We start from the raw sequence: 18,075 nt of genomic DNA on the forward strand, positions 1-18,075 counted from the left end.
TTTCTACTAAAATTTATTTTAACTACCTACAACTAATTTATACATTTTTTTAATAATCGGACACCTCTATATATCTATATCTTTTCCTTCATATATGCTGTTCACAATATATTCCATATGTTCTCTAGTTACTAAAATAGGATTTACTCTAGTTGATCCTAATAAACTATTATCAACTAAAAGATGAAAATCCTTTTTAAAATTTTCCTCTAATATACCAGCTTCTTTAAAAGACAGCGGAATATTTAATTCCCTCTTAAGTTCTTTTACTGTCTCTACTATATCCTCTTTATCAATTATTCTTGAGAGATACTTCAATTTCTGTGCTACTAATCTATCTCTTGAATTATATTGCAGTACATAAGGTAGAACAATAGCATTAGCAAGTCCATGTGCCATATTATATTTACCGCCAAAAGCATGAGAAATTCCATGAACCATACCTAATCCCACATTAGAAAAAGCACAGCCTGCCATACACTGAAAGTTGTGAACTTTTTCTCTGCTTATTATATCTTTGTTTTTATAAGAATATGGCAAATACTTAAACAACCCTTCTATAGCACCTTTTGCCATGGCTTCAGTAAAATCATCTAAAGCATTATTTGTATAGCATTCTATGGCATGAGTTAAAGCATCCATTCCTGTTTCAGCCACTATATTATCTGGCATAGTCATGGTTAAATCTGGATCCAGTATAGCCACATCTGGTACTAAAGCTCCACATTTTATGCCTATTTTTAAATTTCTTTCTTTAAATGTAATAACAGATACCTTTGTAACTTCTGTACCTGTACCAGAAGTAGAAGGTACAGCTACAAGTTTAACTTTACTTCTATATTCAGGCAGCTCTTTTTCAAATAAATTACTAAAATTCAAATCCTCATATTCATAAAATAATGTTATAATTTTTGCGGCATCTATAGAAGAACCTCCACCTATAGATATTACAATGTCAGGTTTAAATTCTTTTACCTTTTCAAGAACCTTTAATACTATTTCCGTATCCGGGTTCTTGGTAATACCAGAGTATATAAAAACCTCCCTATTTGTGTTCTCTATCATATCCTTCACCTTACGAATAACCCCACTTTTAAGCATAGACTGTCCGCCAGTTATAATAAAAGCTTTCTTAAATTCTAAGTTTTTTATACACTCTAAAGAACCCTTTCCTATAATAATAGAAGCACCGTGAAATACCAATTCTTTCATTCTATTCATCCACCTTTCTAAAGCAACACATTATTAGTAATTTAATATTAAACTATTATTTATTATAATAGATTTTTAATATTAGAATAGATTATATATGAATATTTTAAAAAAATAAAGAAAATTTTTATATTTAAAGAAATTACAGATAAAACACTTGTTACATCTGAAAAATATTCTGAAATTATAAATAATTGGTTAAGTGTACAGGGAAAATTTTTAGATGATATTGCAGATGCTCTACAAACTAATCCAAACTTCAATAAAGAAGGTATCATACTATAGTTACATCTTAAAATATAAAGATAAAATTGGCACTATAGGAAATTCTATAAGAGGACTGAGAAAAGAACTTAAGACTATAATTATCACTTTGAAGGAAAATTCTTAGTTATGGGGCTGCAAAGTAGCCCCTATTTTTGTTTTAGCGTTATTTTATTTATTAACCATTTAATTCAGTCAAGACAGAATAACCATCTGTTATTTGAATTCTAGTTATACTACAGTTGTCTATACAGAAATGCCATGCCCCCGCTATTCCCATACCAAGCAAATATGCTATAATACTTCTTATTAATCCTGCGTGGGTTACAATTAGAACAGTACCTTCTTGCTTTTCATTAATTATTTTATCAACAAAATTTACTGCCCTTTTGTGCATATCCATAACACTTTCTCCCGACGGGAAAATAAATCCTCCCCAATCTTTCATCCACAATTTATAATCTTGTGGATATTTTTCTTTAATCTCTTGAAAAGAAAGGTTATCCCATAACCCAAAATTAGTTTCCTTTAATTCACTATCATAGATTACATCTTCACTGATAATTTCAGCAGTTTCTCTTGCTCTTTTAAGAGGGCTGGATATTACAACATCAAAACTAATATGTTTTAATCTATCTCTTGCTTTTTCAGCCTGGCTAATTCCATATTTATTAAGCTCTACATCTGTCCATCCCAAGTATTTTCCATTTTTATTACTGTCAGTTTCACCATGTCTTACCATAACCAACTCTAACATTATAAGTTCCCCCCATAATTCAAAATAATATATGAAATCATTATAAAAAGTGTCTGATTTAATTCACATACTGCACCCAGCACATCACCTGTGGCACCATTTATCTTCCTACTTAAAAATTTGATAAGTATTATTGCCGTGGCAATTGGAAAAAACATAATTATATATCCCCTATATAAATTTGTTAAGCAAAATATTATTAAATATAATATTACTCCCACCACCAGTTCTTTAATTCCACAACAGTCAATAAATGACTTTCCCATACCTTCACTGCTTCTTGCATATTTAGACAAACTGGCAGCAATTATAGAGCCAACCCTACCTGCAACAGGAAAAAGAATAAGTATTTTAACCATATATAAAGGATTAATTTCAGATAAAATAACTGAATTAAGAATTAAAAGTGACACTATAGCAAGTACGGCATTTGTTCCCACCCTGCTATCTCTCATGATTTCAAGTATTCTTTCCTTTGTCCTATTTGAAAATATCCCATCAAAAGTATCTCCTAAACCATCTAAATGAATCCCCCCCGTAAGAAAAATATATTCTATTAATACCAGTGTGGTACTAATCTTTACAGAAAACACATGAAGTAAAATCATATAAGAAATACCCATTATTATTCCTATAATTAATCCTACCACCGGTATAAATGCCAATGCTTTTCCAAAATTCTCACTGCCAATATCACTTTCAGATTTAATAGGTATTGAAGTAAAAAATTGAATCATTAGAATTAATCTTTTTAAAAATACCACTCTTATCATCCCCAACTTTTATACAAAAATTACACCACTTTATTTAATTTTTAGAGGTATACCAGAAATACAAAAATACACTTCCTCTGCTTCTTTTGCTATCATCTGATTTACACTGCCTGCCAAATCTCTAAATAGCCTTCCCAGAGGATATTCTGGCACTAGTGCCATTCCCACTTCATTGGTAACCATAATAAAAGGAATAGATGCCTCTTTTGAAATATTTATAATTTCTGATACTTCTACCTTAATATATTTTTCAATTTCTAATACTCTGGCAGTTTTAATTTTTTTAGTATCTTCAGATTTTTCTAACAATAAATTTGAAACCAAATTTGTAATACAATCCAAAAGCACCCCTGACTTTCCATTTAACATAGGTATTAATTTACTATGAAAATCTTTATAGGCTTCTAAAGTCTCCCAGCTTTCTGGTCTTCTTTCTACATGTTTTTTTATCCTGAGCTTCATTTCCTCATCAAAAGGAATAGAAGTAGCCACATATAAAATATCACCTTTAAGTTCTTTTGCCAGTTTTTCTGCGTAAGAACTCTTCCCACTTCTTGCACCGCCTGTTATAAGAATCAACTTTCCCATTAACTATTTCCTTTCCGGACTGTAATTGTACATTGTAAACTCCTACAATACATATCCTCTTGGAGTTATGATTTTATCTTCTTTTATAAATGTATTACTATTTCCAATAATCACAATAGACAACATGTCAACTTCATTGTCACTAAAAGTATCTAAAGTATACAATTTCACTCTTTCCCCATGTCGTAAAGCATTTTTCACTACACCTACTGGTGTATTTCCATCTCTGTATTTTCTTATTAAGTCGGTACATTCTCTTAAATAGTTCGGTCTTCCATTGCTCCTTGGATTATAAAATGATATCACAAAATCACCTTGTGCTGCAAGTTCAACTCTTTTTTTTATTAAATCATAGGGTGTCATTAAATCACTTAAACTTATATTGCAGCTGTCATGCATAAGGGGAGAACCTAATAATGAAGCCGCTGCCGTAGCTGCCGTTACACCCGGTATAATTTCTACTGTCTCCTTTTCCTGCTTCATCTCTAAAATCAAACCAGCCATACCATATATTCCTGCATCACCTGTGCTTATTATTGAAACTACTTTATTATGGGATAATTCTAAAGCTTTTTTACACCTCTCTACTTCAGCCTTCATTCCTGTTGCAAATATTTCTTTTCCTCCAATTAAAGTGTCAACTAACTTAATATATTTTGTATAGCCAACAATAACTTCACTTTCCTCTATAACCTGCTTTGCCCTTAAGGTCATATGGTCTATGCCTCCAGGTCCAATTCCTACTACATATAATTTGCCCAAATTTTCCTCCCCCTCAATAGAGTTTTTTATTCTTTATATATTTAACCACTTCTTCCTCATTATAAAAAATATTTTGATATACTTTCTTTTTTCTTTCAATTATGAAAGCATATATATCTTTATATAAGGCCGCTTCAATTTTTTCCTCTGTTCCCCCTTGAATTCCGCTATCTTTTAAAATTATTGCTTTTGCATTATACTGCTCTATAAACCCTAAATTAAGCTTATATCCTATAGGACCTTTTATGGCAATAATATCTTCTGTGTTTATGCCTAATTTAAAGCACTGTTTCATTACCTCTACAGAAGGTAGAATTCTATGAACAATCCTATTTAAAATACCTGAACATATAAATTTATCTACATTCTTACTTCCTGTAGTATTTAAAATAGTAGCATTCTTATTATGAAGTTCTTTAATACTTTTTATCTTATCTATCAGTTCCTTATAGTCTTTAACAAAGATTACTTTATCTTTATTTTTATATTTATCACATACAGAAGCTCTCTCATATCTTAGATATTTTACATTTAACTTCTCACATAACTTCTCACAGTTACAAGATATTTCTACAGCATAGGGATGAGATGCATCCACTAAAACTGATATATTATTCTTTAGGAACATTTGTCCTAATTCATCAAAACTCAGCGGTTTTGTATTTAAAAACTTATATTTATATTCATTAAATAATTCACCGCCATAAGTTGTAGCTGTTGAAATTAAAATATTGTCAGTAAATCTATTTAATCCTCCAACTATATTTTTTCCTTCAGAAGTTCCTAGTATGAGGCCAATCATTTACTTTCACCTTTTCTAAACATGTGTGTAAAATTTTTATCATAAAGTAAACTTTTCTTATATTCACAATCTATAAAATCCCCCACAAGTATTTGTGCACATTTTGTAATATTAGCCTCCTTTACTTTTTCACATATATCTTCAAGAGTCCCAATTATGGCCCTTTCATCCTCCCATGAGGCCCTTTCAACTACCGCAATTGGTACATTCCTTCCATATCCTTTTTTCAGCCTTTCCACCACCTTGTCAATCATACCAACTGACAAAAATATAGCCATGGATGCTCCAATACCAGCTAATTTTTCTATATCTTCTTTTCCCGGTACCGGCGTCCTTCCTTCTATTCTTGTAAGAATTACAGTCTGACTTACCTCCGGTAAAGTAAATTCTTTTTTTATAACTGCAGCAGCTGCTGTAAAAGAACTCACCCCTGGGATAATTTCATATTTAATATTTTTTTTATCCAACTCATCCATCTGTTCTTTAATGGCACCATAAATGGAAGGGTCTCCTGTGTGAAGTCTTACTGTTAGCTTGTTCTCCTTTTCAGCCTTTTCTATTACACAAAGTACCTGTTCTAAATTCATAGAAGCTGAATTATATATGCTTGTCCCTTCTCTGCAGAAATCCATATGATCACTACTTACTAAGGAACCTGCATATATAACTACATCTGCCTTTTTTAAAATTTCTCTTCCCTTCACTGTAATTAAATCCACATCCCCAGGTCCGGCACCGATAAAATAAACCATATTAAAATCCTCCTCTCATTTTCTATGAGCTATTATTATAGACATATACTCTTTTTCATTTAATATTTCATCCCTATTTCGTGTAATTTTCTGTCCTTCCCTGCCAGCTTTTTTTACACATACATAGGTAAATTCTTTTTCTTCCAAATAATTTATTATCTCTTCTTCTCTTTTGTAAACTTTCATTATTACAACATTTTTTTCATCCTTTATAGCATCCAGCCTGTTTCCAGGAACTATTAAAAGAGGTTCGTCACCTATAACTAAAGCTTCCTTTGCCACACTGGCACAAGCACAAAAAGATGTAATTCCAGGAATTGTTTCCGTATCATATCCTTTTTCTTCAATATATTTTAACAAATAAATATAAGTACTATATATGAGGGGATCTCCAATGGTTAAAAAGGCTACATTTTTTCCTTCTTGTATTTTTTGCTCTATAACCTGAAAAGCTTCATATATTTTTCCTTCCTGATGTTCTCCCCCCATTGGAAAATGCTTTACTATTATCTCTGAACCTTCTTTTATAAACTGTTTTGCCGTATCAAGTGCAATACTCCTGCCGCCTGCCATGGAACTTGGTGCCACTATAACCTGGCACTTTTCTATTACCTTTATTGCCTTTAATGTTAATAATTCACTATCACCTGGTCCTACTCCTACTCCATATAACTTAGCCATACTATAACCTCCATTATTTTTTTCCACTTAATATATAAATCGAGTTATTGGAAAATAACATATACCCTTTATTTTTTGTTTTACTTATTCCTACTTGGGTGCATTCTGTTTCAAATTCCAGTGCCTTTAGAGCTTCCATAGCCTTATATAGATTGTCAATAGTTATGAAATTCATTACCATCTTTCCACCCTTTTTCAGTTTTAAAGAGTATCTTCTAATTATTTCTTCAATATTTCCCCCACTTCCACCAATAAAAATAGCATCAAATAATTTTTCTATGTCAGATTCTACCTGAAGTGCCTCTCCTTTTACTATATAGAGATTGTCTGCCGCAAATTTCTTTTTATTTTTCTCAAGTATTTCAAGTGCTTCCTTATCCCTCTCCACAGCTATTACCTTACCTAAGGGGCTGCATTTACTCATTTGTATACTGAGGGAACCTGTTCCTGCACCAATATCTAGTAAAATATCCTTATCTTTGATTTCCATTTTTGCTATACTTAATATTCTAATTTCTTCCTTTGTCATAGGGCAATTTCCCCTTACAAATTCTTCATCTTTTATATATATCATGCTAAGTCATCTCCATTTTCAATAACTACTACGCATAAACTGCTGTAATTTTTTTTATGCATTTCCTCTGCAGTTCCTTTTGAAATTTTCTCATCTTCATAAGACAGATTTTCACCTACATATACCTGGGCGTTAATATGGTTTTTCATTAATTCATTACAAATATAATTAGGAGTGTTGTTTTTATCTGTAAGCCATATGGTCAGTTTATTATTTCTAACTCGCTCAATTAATTTCTCCTCTCTGCCGTGAAGACTGTATAATCTTGCATGCTGCCATGACTTACCCACTTTTGACATTAAATACTGGAAAGAACTTATGCCCGAAATTACTTCAAACTCCCCATGAAAATTTCTATTAAAATAATCTGTTATACCATAAAAACAAGGATCTCCTGAAGCTGCAACAGATATATTTTTATCCCTGTTATGCTTTATAAATTCAAGTATCTTAGAAAATGAATCAACTATAATTTTTTTCTGATTTATATAATCCAGACTTTTTATAGCTCTTTCAAAGCCAATAACTACATCGGAATTTTTCATAGTCTTTTCTGCTTTAGGTATTATATAATCCGCCGCACCAGGCCCAATGCCAACAATATACACCATAATGTTTATTCTCTCACTTTCTTCCATCCCACAGAACTCCACTTGCCATACAGTACATAATTGCCTCAGCTTTTAAAGTTCCATAGGTAAATTGTTCTATTCTTTTTATTATTTTAATTCCAATTCTTTCATATATATCTCCATACTCAGGGCTTATAATTTTTACTGCCCCCTCTGTGGTCTTCTCATTATATACAGCCTCTACAATTTTTCTACCTGCTCCCATAAGTGCAAGTTCAAGGGCCAGAACCTCCATTCTTACATCACATACCCTGCTGTGGGTATTAAAACACCCTGCAGCAACTTTGGAAAGTTTCCCAATATGTCCCACTATCAGTATTTTACTTATATTATTTTCCACACAGCAATTTAAAGCAAATCCAATATAATTGGATATTATTACGGATTTTTTCATATCAAGTCCAAGTTCTTTTGCCTTATCCTCTCCCATATTTCCAAATAGGAGTATTAAATCTTTATGTCCACTTGCAACTTTTTGAGAAATTTCAAGTTTTATTGATTCCTTTAGTGCCTCTTCTGACATAGGTACTACTATCCCTGTGGTGCCTAAAATAGATATGCCGCCTATTATATTTAATCTTGGATTAAATGTTTTTTCTGCAATTTTTTCACCATCTGGAACAAATATGGTTATGGTAACCCCTTTTCCCTGGGGCAGAACTTTCCTTACTTCTTTTTCAATCATAACTCTAGGAACGGGATTTATGGCAAAGTCACCTTTTTTAACATATAATCCTTCACCTTGAACTATTCCCACCCCAACACCAGCCTTTAAGCTGTATTCTCTATTACTTTTTTCAGCTCTTGCCCATATTTCAATTCCATTTGTCACATCAGGATCATCTCCGCCGTCTTTTATTATACAGCATTCCACGTAATTTAGTCCTCTCTTCACACTTTCAATATGCAAGTTAAGTTCAATATTTTTAGGTGTATCTATGTCTATATAATCTAAATCCGCTGGTGAATAAAGCATTTTTACAGCAGCCTTTGCAGCAGCTGCAGCACAGGAACCCGTTGTATAACCACATCTTAATTTTTTTCCTTCACAATTTACATATAGTTCAAGCATCCTTACACTCCCTATTCCCTATTTATAAGCATATATAAAAGTGAATTAACAATTGCCGCCGCTACTGTGCTGCCTCCTTTTCTCCCTCTTACCGTAATCATTGGCAAAGGCAACTTTTCGAAATCTTCTTTTGATTGTGCCGCACCAACAAAACCCACAGGAGCAGCTATTACAAAATTCGGTTTACACCTGTCTTCTTCCACTAACTCCTTCAGCTTATATAATGCAGTTGGAGCATTTCCAAATACGAAAAAATTTATTCCTTCCCCTGAAGCCTTTTCTATTGACGCCATAGAACGGGTTATACCTTTTTGTTTTGCAATTTGGCTTATTTCATCACTTCCCACATAGGAAACTACTGTACAATTTAAAGCCTTCAGTGCTTTTTTATTTATTCCCGCCAAAATCATATTTGTATCTGTGTAAATTGTAGTTCCCCCTTTTTTTAACAGCCCTAGTGCAGTATCTATTGCTCCCGGTCTAATATATAATAAATCCTTATATTCAAAATCAGCAGTAGTATGTATTACCCTCTTTATTACTAAAAGTTCCTTATCAGTAAAATTATTAGCCCCTAATTCTTCCTCAATAATTTCAAAACTCTTTTTTTCAATCATCATAGGATTTTTAATATAATCCATAAAAATGTCACTTCCTTTTTATTTAAATATGCCTAAGTAATTAAATGCCTTATAAAATCTACATTTCCGAAAAAATGTACATGGGCATAGGCTGCCAGAGTATTATTTTTCAAGTAACCACATTTCCATTTTTTTTGTTCTCCGCTATATGTGTCTTTAATTAATTTATATATTCTTCTCTCCCCTGTTTTTATATACGACTTATGAAATTCATGACAATTTATTTTTATACCTTTAGGTATTATATGATTATCAACTTCCACTTCAATTTCTGCATATCCAAAATTATAAAGTTTTGTCCCCATATAAGCACTTCCCTTTAAAAATCCTACCATATCCTTATGTTCTATACTGTCCATTAAATACATAAGTCCCCCGCACTCTGCATAACATTTTGTCCCTTTGTTTAGTGCATTATTTATGCTGGAGAGCAAAGTTTTATTACTGCTTAATTCTTCCCTGAATATTTCAGGATAACCACCTCCTAAATATAAAAAATCTATATTCTCCGGTAATGCCTTATCCTTTAAAGGGCTAAAATATTGGACTTCTCCTAATTCTTCTAATAATTCTAAGTTCTCTTTATAGTAAAAACTAAAAGCTTTATCCTTTGCCACAGCAATTTTTAGTTTTCTGTTTTCTAAATGATAAGAATCTTCAAACTTTTGTGTTTCTGAAAAATACCTTAATAATTCATCAATTTGTACATATTTTTCAAGCAATTCACTGCATTTTTGGATTTTTTCATCCAGGTCTTTTACTTCACTGCTCTGAACAAGCCCTAAATGCCGGCTTTTTAAATTTAAGCTTTCATCTTTAGGAAGGTATCCAAATACCTTAACTTTTCCGCAAAAATTTTTTTCAATTATAGTTTTTAAAAGTTTATAGTAATTTTCATTTATATTATTTAAAATAATTCCTGCCACATCTATTTGTTCAAAATCTATAAGGCCGCTTATTTCTGCACACAATGTAACACTTTGGGCCTTAGGTGTAAGAACTAATATAAGCGGAAGCTTTAAAAGTTTGCTTACAGCCGCTGTAGAGTATTCTGAAGTTATTCCTTTACCGTCATACAGACCCATTACACCTTCAACTATTCCATATTGTCCCTCACCTCTTGCATAGGAAGCTTTTAATCCTTTTTCACCCATTAAATATAAATCTAAATTTCTAGAGGCCTTTTTCGTAATATGTTCATGAAATGCCGTATCTATATAATCCGGACCCACTTTATATCCTTGCACTGAAATGCCTCTATTTATAAGGGCTTTCATAAGTCCCAAAGTTACCGTGGTTTTTCCACCTCCGCTGCTATTAGATGATATAATTATGCTTTTCATATTGCTACCTCATAACTTTACTTTCAATGTTTAACAGTTCATATATTTTTTCCATATCCAAATTAGACCTTACAATATGAGCTAATTTATCAATTTCCACATCCCTTAAGTTTTCATACACCCTTGCCTCTCTCTTTTTTAGTCCCTTCCTATCCCTCAACAAATTAACTATATACTGTCTAAGCTCAGCTCCATCAAAAATTCCATGAATGTATGTGCCCATAACATTTCCACTGGAGTTAACAGCTCCGTCTTTTAAGCTAACTTCTTGTCCATTTTTATCAGTTATTTCAATGAGAGGCTTTGCATTTTCACCATAATTACATATACCCATATGGATTTCATAGCCATAGATATTAATCTTTTCAGACAGCCCACAAACTATACCATTAACTCTTGTTGTTACTTTTTCTTTTTCAAAGACAGTACTTATATCTAGAATGCCAATGCCTTCCACACTTTTAAGCTTTGTCTCCACTCCATAAGGGTCCTCTATAGACTTACCTAACATTTGATATCCTCCGCACAATCCAATAATAAGTCCATTTTTACTTGAATATTTCTTTATTTCATTTTCTATACCTATTTTCCTTATGTAAAGTAAATCACCTATGGTATTTTTACTTCCTGGTATTATAAGCAAATCTGGATTTCCAAAATTATCTGCACTTGTTATATAACGCAGGGATACATCTTCTTCAATTTTTAGCGCATCAATATCTGTAAAATTAGAGATATGAGGCAGTCTTATAACAGCTATATCAATGGGTGCATTAATTTTAGTATTAAAATCAACTGCACCATCTTCGTCTTCTAAAGCCAATCTGAAATATGGAACTACTCCCATACAAGGCACTGTTATTTTTTCTTCTAGCATTGATAGTCCAGGCTTTAATATTTCCACATCTCCTCTGAACTTATTGATAATAGTTCCCTTCACCCGTTTTTTTTCATTTTCATTTAAAAGCAGCATAGTACCTGCCAGGGAAGCAAATACTCCTCCTCTATCTATATCTCCTACTAAAATTACAGGAGCATCCACCATTTCTGCCAACCCCATATTAACAATATCATTATCTCTTAAGTTTATTTCGGCAGGGCTCCCTGCTCCTTCAATTACAACAATATCAAAGTTATCCTCTAGTTTTTTAAAATCCTCTTTTAGCATGGGTGCAAATTTTTTCTTCATATCATAATATTCCTGGGCACTGGAATTACAATACACCTCACCATTTACAATAACCTGGCAGTTTTTATCTGTAGTAGGCTTTAAAAGTATAGGATTCATATAAGCTTCCGGTTCCAAACCTGACGCATAGGCCTGCAGTACCTGTGCCCTTCCCATCTCCTTACCATCCAGTGTAATATAGGAATTCAATGACATATTTTGTGATTTATAAGGACAAACTTTAAACCCATCCTGCTTAAAAATCCTGCATAAAGCCGTAACAATTATACTTTTGCCAACAGAAGAAGCCGTTCCCTGAATCATAATTTTTGACATTCATATTCCTCCTCTTTTTTATGAGATGTATAATCATACTTTGAATCTATAACGTCTTGTATGTGTTCTATGTAAATATTTTGAAATTCTTCAATTTCTCCAAGCCCATGAATATAAGTTTCTACATTAAATCCAAGTCTCATTAAAATATTTTTCCAAGATTCCTCTTCTTCCCCCGCCATATCTACTAGGGCGTGATTCCCTGCCACCAACATTAGTGGAATTAATGTAATTTTTTTATCTGATTCTTTGTTAAAAACAAAATTTTTATTAATATGCTGTACTACATTATTAAAATCCGGATAACCCTCTACATTAGCAATAAAACAACTATTAAACCCATTTTCTCTTAAAACAAGCTGCAGACAGGAATAACAGGCATTAGCCCAGTGGGTACTGCCATGACCCATTAATATGCTTAATGTATCTTTGGGGAGTATTTTTTTAATTGCAGTTACCATCACATCATAATCATCTGGAATTTCTTCATTTATTCCTTTATAAAATAATACAGGTCTCCCTATTTTTATTTCTTTAAAACTTTTATTATATTTTTGGACTATTCTTGCAATGAATTCATACTCTTCTCCAGGTATTATATGAAGTGGCTGCACAATTACTTTTTCAAAATCCTCATTTTTTAATTTTTCCAGAGCTTCTCCAGGTGTATCTACTATTACTTTATCTCTTGTTTTTAATACGTTTATTATTTTATAAGCCGTAAATGCCCTTCTGATTTCATAATCACTAAATCTTTTTCTTATTTTATCTTCAATAACATCAATTGTAAGTTTTCTTGTACTTTCATAAGTTGTTCCAAAACTAACAACTAAAATTGCCTTTTTCACATAATCACTTCCTAATCTTTATTGCTTTTTAATTCTATAAGCTTATTAATCATACCATCCGTTGTAAATTCATCGCTCATAACCCCAGATATATTGTGATTTTCTAGTTCCTTAAAAGTAATAGGACCTATAGCTACATTGATTTTTTCACGAAGCTTATCCAAGCCTACAATATTTATCATATTTCTCACTGTAGAAGGGCTGGTTAAAAATACAACATCCACCTCATCAAAGGCTTTTTTATTGGATATGTCACCCTGCACCGGTTCATAAATGTAAACTTCGTCTACTATACAACCAAAATCAATTAAACTTTGGGCTACTTTTCTTCTTGAATGTTTTGAACAGGGTATTAATATTCTGTCAGATTTTTTTACTTTCTTCATAAGTTCTTCCGTCAAGTTTTCGCTTACAAATTCTTTAGCCCTGATATCTGCATATATGCCTCTTTCCATTAAAGCCTTTTCCGTAGCAGTGCCGATTACTGCAAATTTCCCTTTTACATTTCTAACATCATACCTTTTTTCTTTTAAATAATTAAAGAATATATTTACGCTATTTACACTGCTCATGACTATAAAATCATAAGTATGGAGTCTATCTAAATACTGTTCCATATTCTCAGTGGTACTTAAAATCTTTATTGCATTAATTTCCGTAACCTCTGCACCTAATTTAAGAAGCTTGTTTCTAACCTCATAAGCCTGTTCTCTGCTCCTTGTAATACATACATTAGTACCAGATAATTTCATTTTATTATACCAATTCAAGGTTTTACTGAAAGATACTACTTCCCCCACCACAATAATACAAGGTGCCTTAAGCTTTTCGTCTTGTGCCTTTTGTGCTATATTTTCCAAATTACCTATTACTATTTTTTGTTTTGAAGTGGTTCCCCTCATTATTACTCCTGCAGGTGTATTCTCACTTTTTCCGTTTTTTATAAGATTTTCAGATATTTCTTCTATATGTTCCATACCCATAAGAAAAATCAAGGTTCCTGATAATTTTGAAATATATTCCCATTGAAGACTTAGTCCCTCTCTGCTCATACCTGTAAAAACATGAAAACTCCTGGCAATTCCCCTATGGGTAACAGGAATTCCTGCATAATTTAAAACAGCTATGGCAGATGTGATCCCAGGAATACTCTCAAAGGAAATTCCCTCCTCACTCAGTCTAATACCCTCTTCTCCTCCTCTTCCAAATACATAAGGATCTCCACCTTTTATTCTTCCTACTGTATGACCTTCCTTTGCAAGCTTAACAAGCATATTGTTTATTTCATTTTGAGATTTATAATGGCATCCTGGTTCTTTTCCACAGTAAAATATTTTACAGTCCTTATTTAAATATTTAAGTAAGCCCTCTCCTGAAAGCCTATCATAGAGTACTACCGTACATTCCTTCAAAACTCTTATTGCCTTTAGTGTAACTAATTCCTCATTTCCAGGTCCTGCACCTATTAAGTATACTTTTCCCATAGTGTTCTTTATCTCCTTTCATTACACACAGCTGCTTATCCGAACGCTACCATTGCTAAACCCCAGCTTCTTCAAAGTGGGGGATAAGCACTACTACGCGCCTGGATAAGTTCTTCTAAGGTTCAGGTGGAGAATAGTATTTCTCATGAGACAAACTCCACCTGAACCTAAGAATCACTTGATGATCTTCTCTCCTAATCTCTCTCCCAAGCTAATATAATCCCACTTACTGCCGCAGATATCTTTTTTTATGAGTTCAGTACCAATTTGAAAAATGCCAGTTATATTAAGAGTTTCACCTTCAATTATAGAATATGCCCCTACAGGCGTATGGCAGTCTCCCCCTAACTTTTTCAAAAAACTTCTTTCTGCTTCAACACCTATTCTTACACCCTCATTATCAATCTTTTTTAAGACACTTGCATATTCACTGCTTTTTAAGGCTTCTACTCCTATTGCTCCCTGAGCAACTGCCGGAACAAACTTGAAAGGATCAAAATATTCCGTTATAACCTCTGTCATATTTAATCTTTTAACTCCCGCTGCTGCAAGCACTATACCATCTAATTTTTGTTCATCCATTTTTCTTATTCTAGTTTCTATATTTCCCCTTACAGGTACTATTTTTATATCATCTCTCAGACTTTTTATTTGAACTGCCCTCCTTTTACTGCTAGTACCTATTACCGCATCTTTAGGAAGCTCCGAAAATTTCATACCTTCACGGGATATAAAAACATCTCTCACATCTTCTCTTACTGGCATTGCAATTATTTCAAATAAATCTAATAACTCATTTGGCATATCTTTCATGCTGTGTACTGCTGCCTCAGCATGCTTTTCCATTAATGCCTTTTCAATATCTTTTACAAAAAGACCTTTCCCTCCAATCTTATCAAGAGATACATTAAGTTTTCTGTCACCTTCTGTTTTTATTAAAACTTTTTCACATTCAATTCCAAAATTTTCAGTTAATAAGTTTATTATATATTCAGTTTGTACTAATGCTAGCCTACTTTTTCTTGTAGCAATTTTAAAACTCAAATTAATACCCCCATCTTCCATTTATTATTTTCAGATACCTAACAAAAAATTTTCTTCATTATTTCCAGACAATACTTTTCTCTTCCCTCTAACTTTTCCTCCTTTAATACTTCTATAAATCTGTTGATGTATACCTTGGAAGTACTTTTAATTAACGTTTCAGCAAGTTCCTCATGATCTTTAGTATTCTTTTTATTTTTAAAAGTTTTAATCCTTTCTCGGTTAACCTCTTCACCAAAATTTTTTATATATTGGATTTCAGGTGAAAGTTCATTTATACTCTGCCATGTGATAAACTTATCTATATGCTCATCTAAAATATATTTATATTTTTCCATCTTTTTTCTTCTCATAATCTTATTGTTATTATCCATGCTGCTTATATCATCAATATCCAGCACCCTGATATTTCTTAGATTTACCACTTCCTTATCTACATCTTTTGGAACCGCTAAATCAAATATAAGTATACTTTTTTGCCCAGGCAGTTCCTCTCTATGTATTATGGTATGAGGCGCTGAGGTACAGCTTACTATGGAATCTACCTCATTGTAAAATTTATTTTTATCTTCAAAATTTATAAATCTTACTTTTTCATCTATGATGCTATTATTTTTAATATTATTTTTATCTCTAACTACTACATAAACTATATCAATTTCATAACTGAGTAAATACTTTAAAACCAACCTTCCTGTTTCTCCAAATCCTATTATCATAAACCTTTTAATGTCTTCCTTTAAAGCTTCCTTAACTACTATAGAAGCAGACGATACAGGTATCTTGTATATTTCACAATACTGTCTGAAATTTTTACTACAGGCTATTCCCTCTTGAAATAATCTCTGCAGCTCGCCTTTTATGGAATTATTTTTCAAGGCTAAAGTATATGCCGTTTTTATTTGGCCAAGAATTTGCTCTTCACCCAGTATTTTTGAATCAAATCCACAAATAACCTCCATAAGATGTGTCACCACATCTTTTCCTTCTTTATAAAATGTATATGAAATTAGGTATTTATCCCAATTGAAATTATAAAATACATAATTAATTAACTCATCATAGGACATTTGAGAATTAATATATATCTCCGTTCTATTGCAGGTACTAATAATTATAATTTCATCAACTATTTCCTTAAATCTTTTAAGATTACTTTCAAATCTTGAAGGTACAATTGAAAATTTTTGTCTGATTTCAATATCATAATTACTTTTTACTCCTATTAGTTGTAGCATGTAATCATCTCCAAATAATATAAATGTTATTATGTACTATCAGTCTAGCGGCTTATAAGGTTCAATATTTGCTGCTTGAAAGGTTCCCATTTCAGTATAAGCCGCAACTGCCATATCAATAAGCTGAAAACCAAGTACTGCACCAGTACCTTCGCCTAGTCTCATGCCAAGCTTTAACATAGGCTCTAAGCCCAGTTCTTTCATAATCTCCTCGCTTCCAGGTTCTGCAGAACCGTGAGATGGGAATATGAACTCTTTTACTTCTGGTTTTATTTTAACTGCAGCAAGGGCTGCTGCAGCAGATATAAAACCATCGATTACTATAGGCATCCTGTATAGTGCAGCTCCTAAAAAACATCCCACAAGACCAGCTATATCAAAACCACCAACTTTTGCAATCACATCTACTGGATCCCAGTGCTTAGGTTTATTTATATCTATACAATGCTCTATAATCCTTATCTTGTTCTTAAAAGCTTCCTTGGTTAATCCTGAACCCACACCTACTACACCTTTTATATTACACCCTGTAAGTACTGCCGCTACTGCACTACTTGTAGTTGTATTACCTATACCCATTTCACCTGTTCCTATTAAATTAACCTTTTCTTCCTTCAAGTCTTCTATTGTTTCAATGCCCACTTCTATAGCCTTTATCGCCTCTTCTCTGCTCATAGCAGGTCCTTTTGCCATATTCCACGTGCTTTTTCTAATCTTTTTATTTATTATTCCCTTTTCAAATATATCATCATCTACACCAATATCTATTACCTTTATATTTGCCCCAGCATGTCTACTAAATACATTAACTCCGGTAAAACCCTTCATGAAATTTTTAGTAACTGTTGATGTAACACTTTTAGGACATGAGCTTACTCCTTCATCTACCACACCATTATCCGCACACATAATAACTACAGTTTTATTTTTAACACTTGGAAATACCTCTCCTGTAATTCCACCAATTTGTTTTACTATTTCTTCTAACCTTCCGAGACTTCCCAGAGGTTTTGTTAAATTGTCCAATCTTTTTTGAATTTTTTCAGTTACTTCTTTGTCTATTCCCCTAATCCCTTTTACTGCATTTTCCAAATTCATAGTTTT

General features: G+C 32.5%; 19 protein-coding genes. All 19 read right to left on the bottom strand.

Annotated features, from left to right (window positions below):
* Positions 1 to 66: 66 nt before the first annotated feature.
* Complete coding sequence (locus tag ACJDU8_RS03630) at positions 67 to 1,212, bottom strand: iron-containing alcohol dehydrogenase (RefSeq protein WP_406790792.1); 1,146 nt, start codon at positions 1,210 to 1,212, stop codon at positions 67 to 69.
* 442 nt (positions 1,213 to 1,654) lie between these two features.
* Positions 1,655 to 2,233 carry an alpha-ribazole phosphatase gene (gene cobC / locus ACJDU8_RS03635; protein WP_406790793.1) on the bottom strand — a complete coding sequence of 193 codons (579 nt, stop codon included), beginning with the start codon at positions 2,231 to 2,233 and terminating at the stop codon, positions 1,655 to 1,657.
* A complete protein-coding gene (gene cobS, locus ACJDU8_RS03640; protein WP_406790794.1) occupies positions 2,233 to 2,997 on the bottom strand; it encodes an adenosylcobinamide-GDP ribazoletransferase in 765 nt (254 codons plus the stop codon). The genes cobC and cobS overlap by 1 nt, the downstream gene beginning before the upstream one ends.
* A 39-nt stretch (positions 2,998 to 3,036) precedes the next feature.
* Positions 3,037 to 3,594 carry a bifunctional adenosylcobinamide kinase/adenosylcobinamide-phosphate guanylyltransferase gene (gene cobU, locus ACJDU8_RS03645; RefSeq protein ID WP_406790795.1) on the bottom strand — a complete coding sequence of 186 codons (558 nt, stop codon included), beginning with the start codon at positions 3,592 to 3,594 and terminating at the stop codon, positions 3,037 to 3,039.
* Between the two features lie 42 nt (positions 3,595 to 3,636).
* A complete protein-coding gene (gene cobJ / locus ACJDU8_RS03650; protein WP_406790796.1) occupies positions 3,637 to 4,356 on the bottom strand; it encodes a precorrin-3B C(17)-methyltransferase in 720 nt (239 codons plus the stop codon).
* 13 nt (positions 4,357 to 4,369) lie between these two features.
* Positions 4,370 to 5,158: a cobalt-precorrin-6A reductase gene (locus ACJDU8_RS03655; protein WP_406790797.1), complete on the bottom strand. Its 789-nt coding sequence runs from the start codon at positions 5,156 to 5,158 to the stop codon at positions 4,370 to 4,372.
* Positions 5,155 to 5,910, bottom strand: a complete 756-nt coding sequence (cobM, locus tag ACJDU8_RS03660) for a precorrin-4 C(11)-methyltransferase (protein ID WP_406790798.1) — start codon at positions 5,908 to 5,910, stop codon at positions 5,155 to 5,157. Before cobM ends, ACJDU8_RS03655 begins: the two co-directional genes overlap by 4 nt.
* A gap of 15 nt (positions 5,911 to 5,925) precedes the next feature.
* Positions 5,926 to 6,591, bottom strand: coding sequence for a cobalt-factor II C(20)-methyltransferase (locus ACJDU8_RS03665; RefSeq protein WP_406790799.1), 666 nt, complete (start codon positions 6,589 to 6,591; stop codon positions 5,926 to 5,928).
* Positions 6,592 to 6,604: 13 nt separating this feature from the next.
* Positions 6,605 to 7,165, bottom strand: a complete 561-nt coding sequence (gene cbiT, locus ACJDU8_RS03670) for a precorrin-6Y C5,15-methyltransferase (decarboxylating) subunit CbiT (protein ID WP_406790800.1) — start codon at positions 7,163 to 7,165, stop codon at positions 6,605 to 6,607.
* Positions 7,162 to 7,776 carry a precorrin-6y C5,15-methyltransferase (decarboxylating) subunit CbiE gene (gene cbiE, locus ACJDU8_RS03675; RefSeq protein ID WP_406790931.1) on the bottom strand — a complete coding sequence of 205 codons (615 nt, stop codon included), beginning with the start codon at positions 7,774 to 7,776 and terminating at the stop codon, positions 7,162 to 7,164. The genes cbiT and cbiE overlap by 4 nt, the downstream gene beginning before the upstream one ends.
* Positions 7,777 to 7,789: 13 nt before the next feature.
* Positions 7,790 to 8,869, bottom strand: coding sequence for a cobalt-precorrin-5B (C(1))-methyltransferase CbiD (gene cbiD / locus ACJDU8_RS03680; protein ID WP_406790801.1), 1,080 nt, complete (start codon positions 8,867 to 8,869; stop codon positions 7,790 to 7,792).
* 11 nt (positions 8,870 to 8,880) lie between these two features.
* Complete coding sequence (locus tag ACJDU8_RS03685) at positions 8,881 to 9,510, bottom strand: precorrin-8X methylmutase (protein WP_406790802.1); 630 nt, start codon at positions 9,508 to 9,510, stop codon at positions 8,881 to 8,883.
* Between the two features lie 32 nt (positions 9,511 to 9,542).
* Positions 9,543 to 10,853, bottom strand: coding sequence for a cobyrinic acid a,c-diamide synthase CobB (locus ACJDU8_RS03690; protein WP_406790803.1), 1,311 nt, complete (start codon positions 10,851 to 10,853; stop codon positions 9,543 to 9,545).
* A gap of 4 nt (positions 10,854 to 10,857) precedes the next feature.
* Positions 10,858 to 12,357, bottom strand: coding sequence for a cobyric acid synthase (locus ACJDU8_RS03695; RefSeq protein ID WP_406790804.1), 1,500 nt, complete (start codon positions 12,355 to 12,357; stop codon positions 10,858 to 10,860).
* A complete protein-coding gene (locus ACJDU8_RS03700; protein WP_406790805.1) occupies positions 12,342 to 13,205 on the bottom strand; it encodes a sirohydrochlorin cobaltochelatase in 864 nt (287 codons plus the stop codon). Before ACJDU8_RS03700 ends, ACJDU8_RS03695 begins: the two co-directional genes overlap by 16 nt.
* A gap of 11 nt (positions 13,206 to 13,216) precedes the next feature.
* Positions 13,217 to 14,689 carry a uroporphyrinogen-III C-methyltransferase gene (gene cobA / locus ACJDU8_RS03705; RefSeq protein WP_406790806.1) on the bottom strand — a complete coding sequence of 491 codons (1,473 nt, stop codon included), beginning with the start codon at positions 14,687 to 14,689 and terminating at the stop codon, positions 13,217 to 13,219.
* Between the two features lie 174 nt (positions 14,690 to 14,863).
* A complete protein-coding gene (hemC, locus tag ACJDU8_RS03710; RefSeq protein ID WP_406790807.1) occupies positions 14,864 to 15,733 on the bottom strand; it encodes a hydroxymethylbilane synthase in 870 nt (289 codons plus the stop codon).
* 38 nt (positions 15,734 to 15,771) lie between these two features.
* Positions 15,772 to 16,971, bottom strand: coding sequence for a glutamyl-tRNA reductase (hemA, locus tag ACJDU8_RS03715; protein WP_406790808.1), 1,200 nt, complete (start codon positions 16,969 to 16,971; stop codon positions 15,772 to 15,774).
* A gap of 39 nt (positions 16,972 to 17,010) precedes the next feature.
* A complete protein-coding gene (gene cobT, locus ACJDU8_RS03720) occupies positions 17,011 to 18,069 on the bottom strand; it encodes a nicotinate-nucleotide--dimethylbenzimidazole phosphoribosyltransferase (RefSeq protein ID WP_406790809.1) in 1,059 nt (352 codons plus the stop codon).
* Between the last annotated feature and the right edge of the window lie 6 nt (positions 18,070 to 18,075).

Origin of the sequence: Candidatus Clostridium eludens (genome assembly GCF_045310515.1) — a bacterium.
In the GTDB taxonomy this organism is placed as follows: Bacteria; Bacillota; Clostridia; order Clostridiales; family Clostridiaceae; genus Clostridium_B; species Clostridium_B eludens.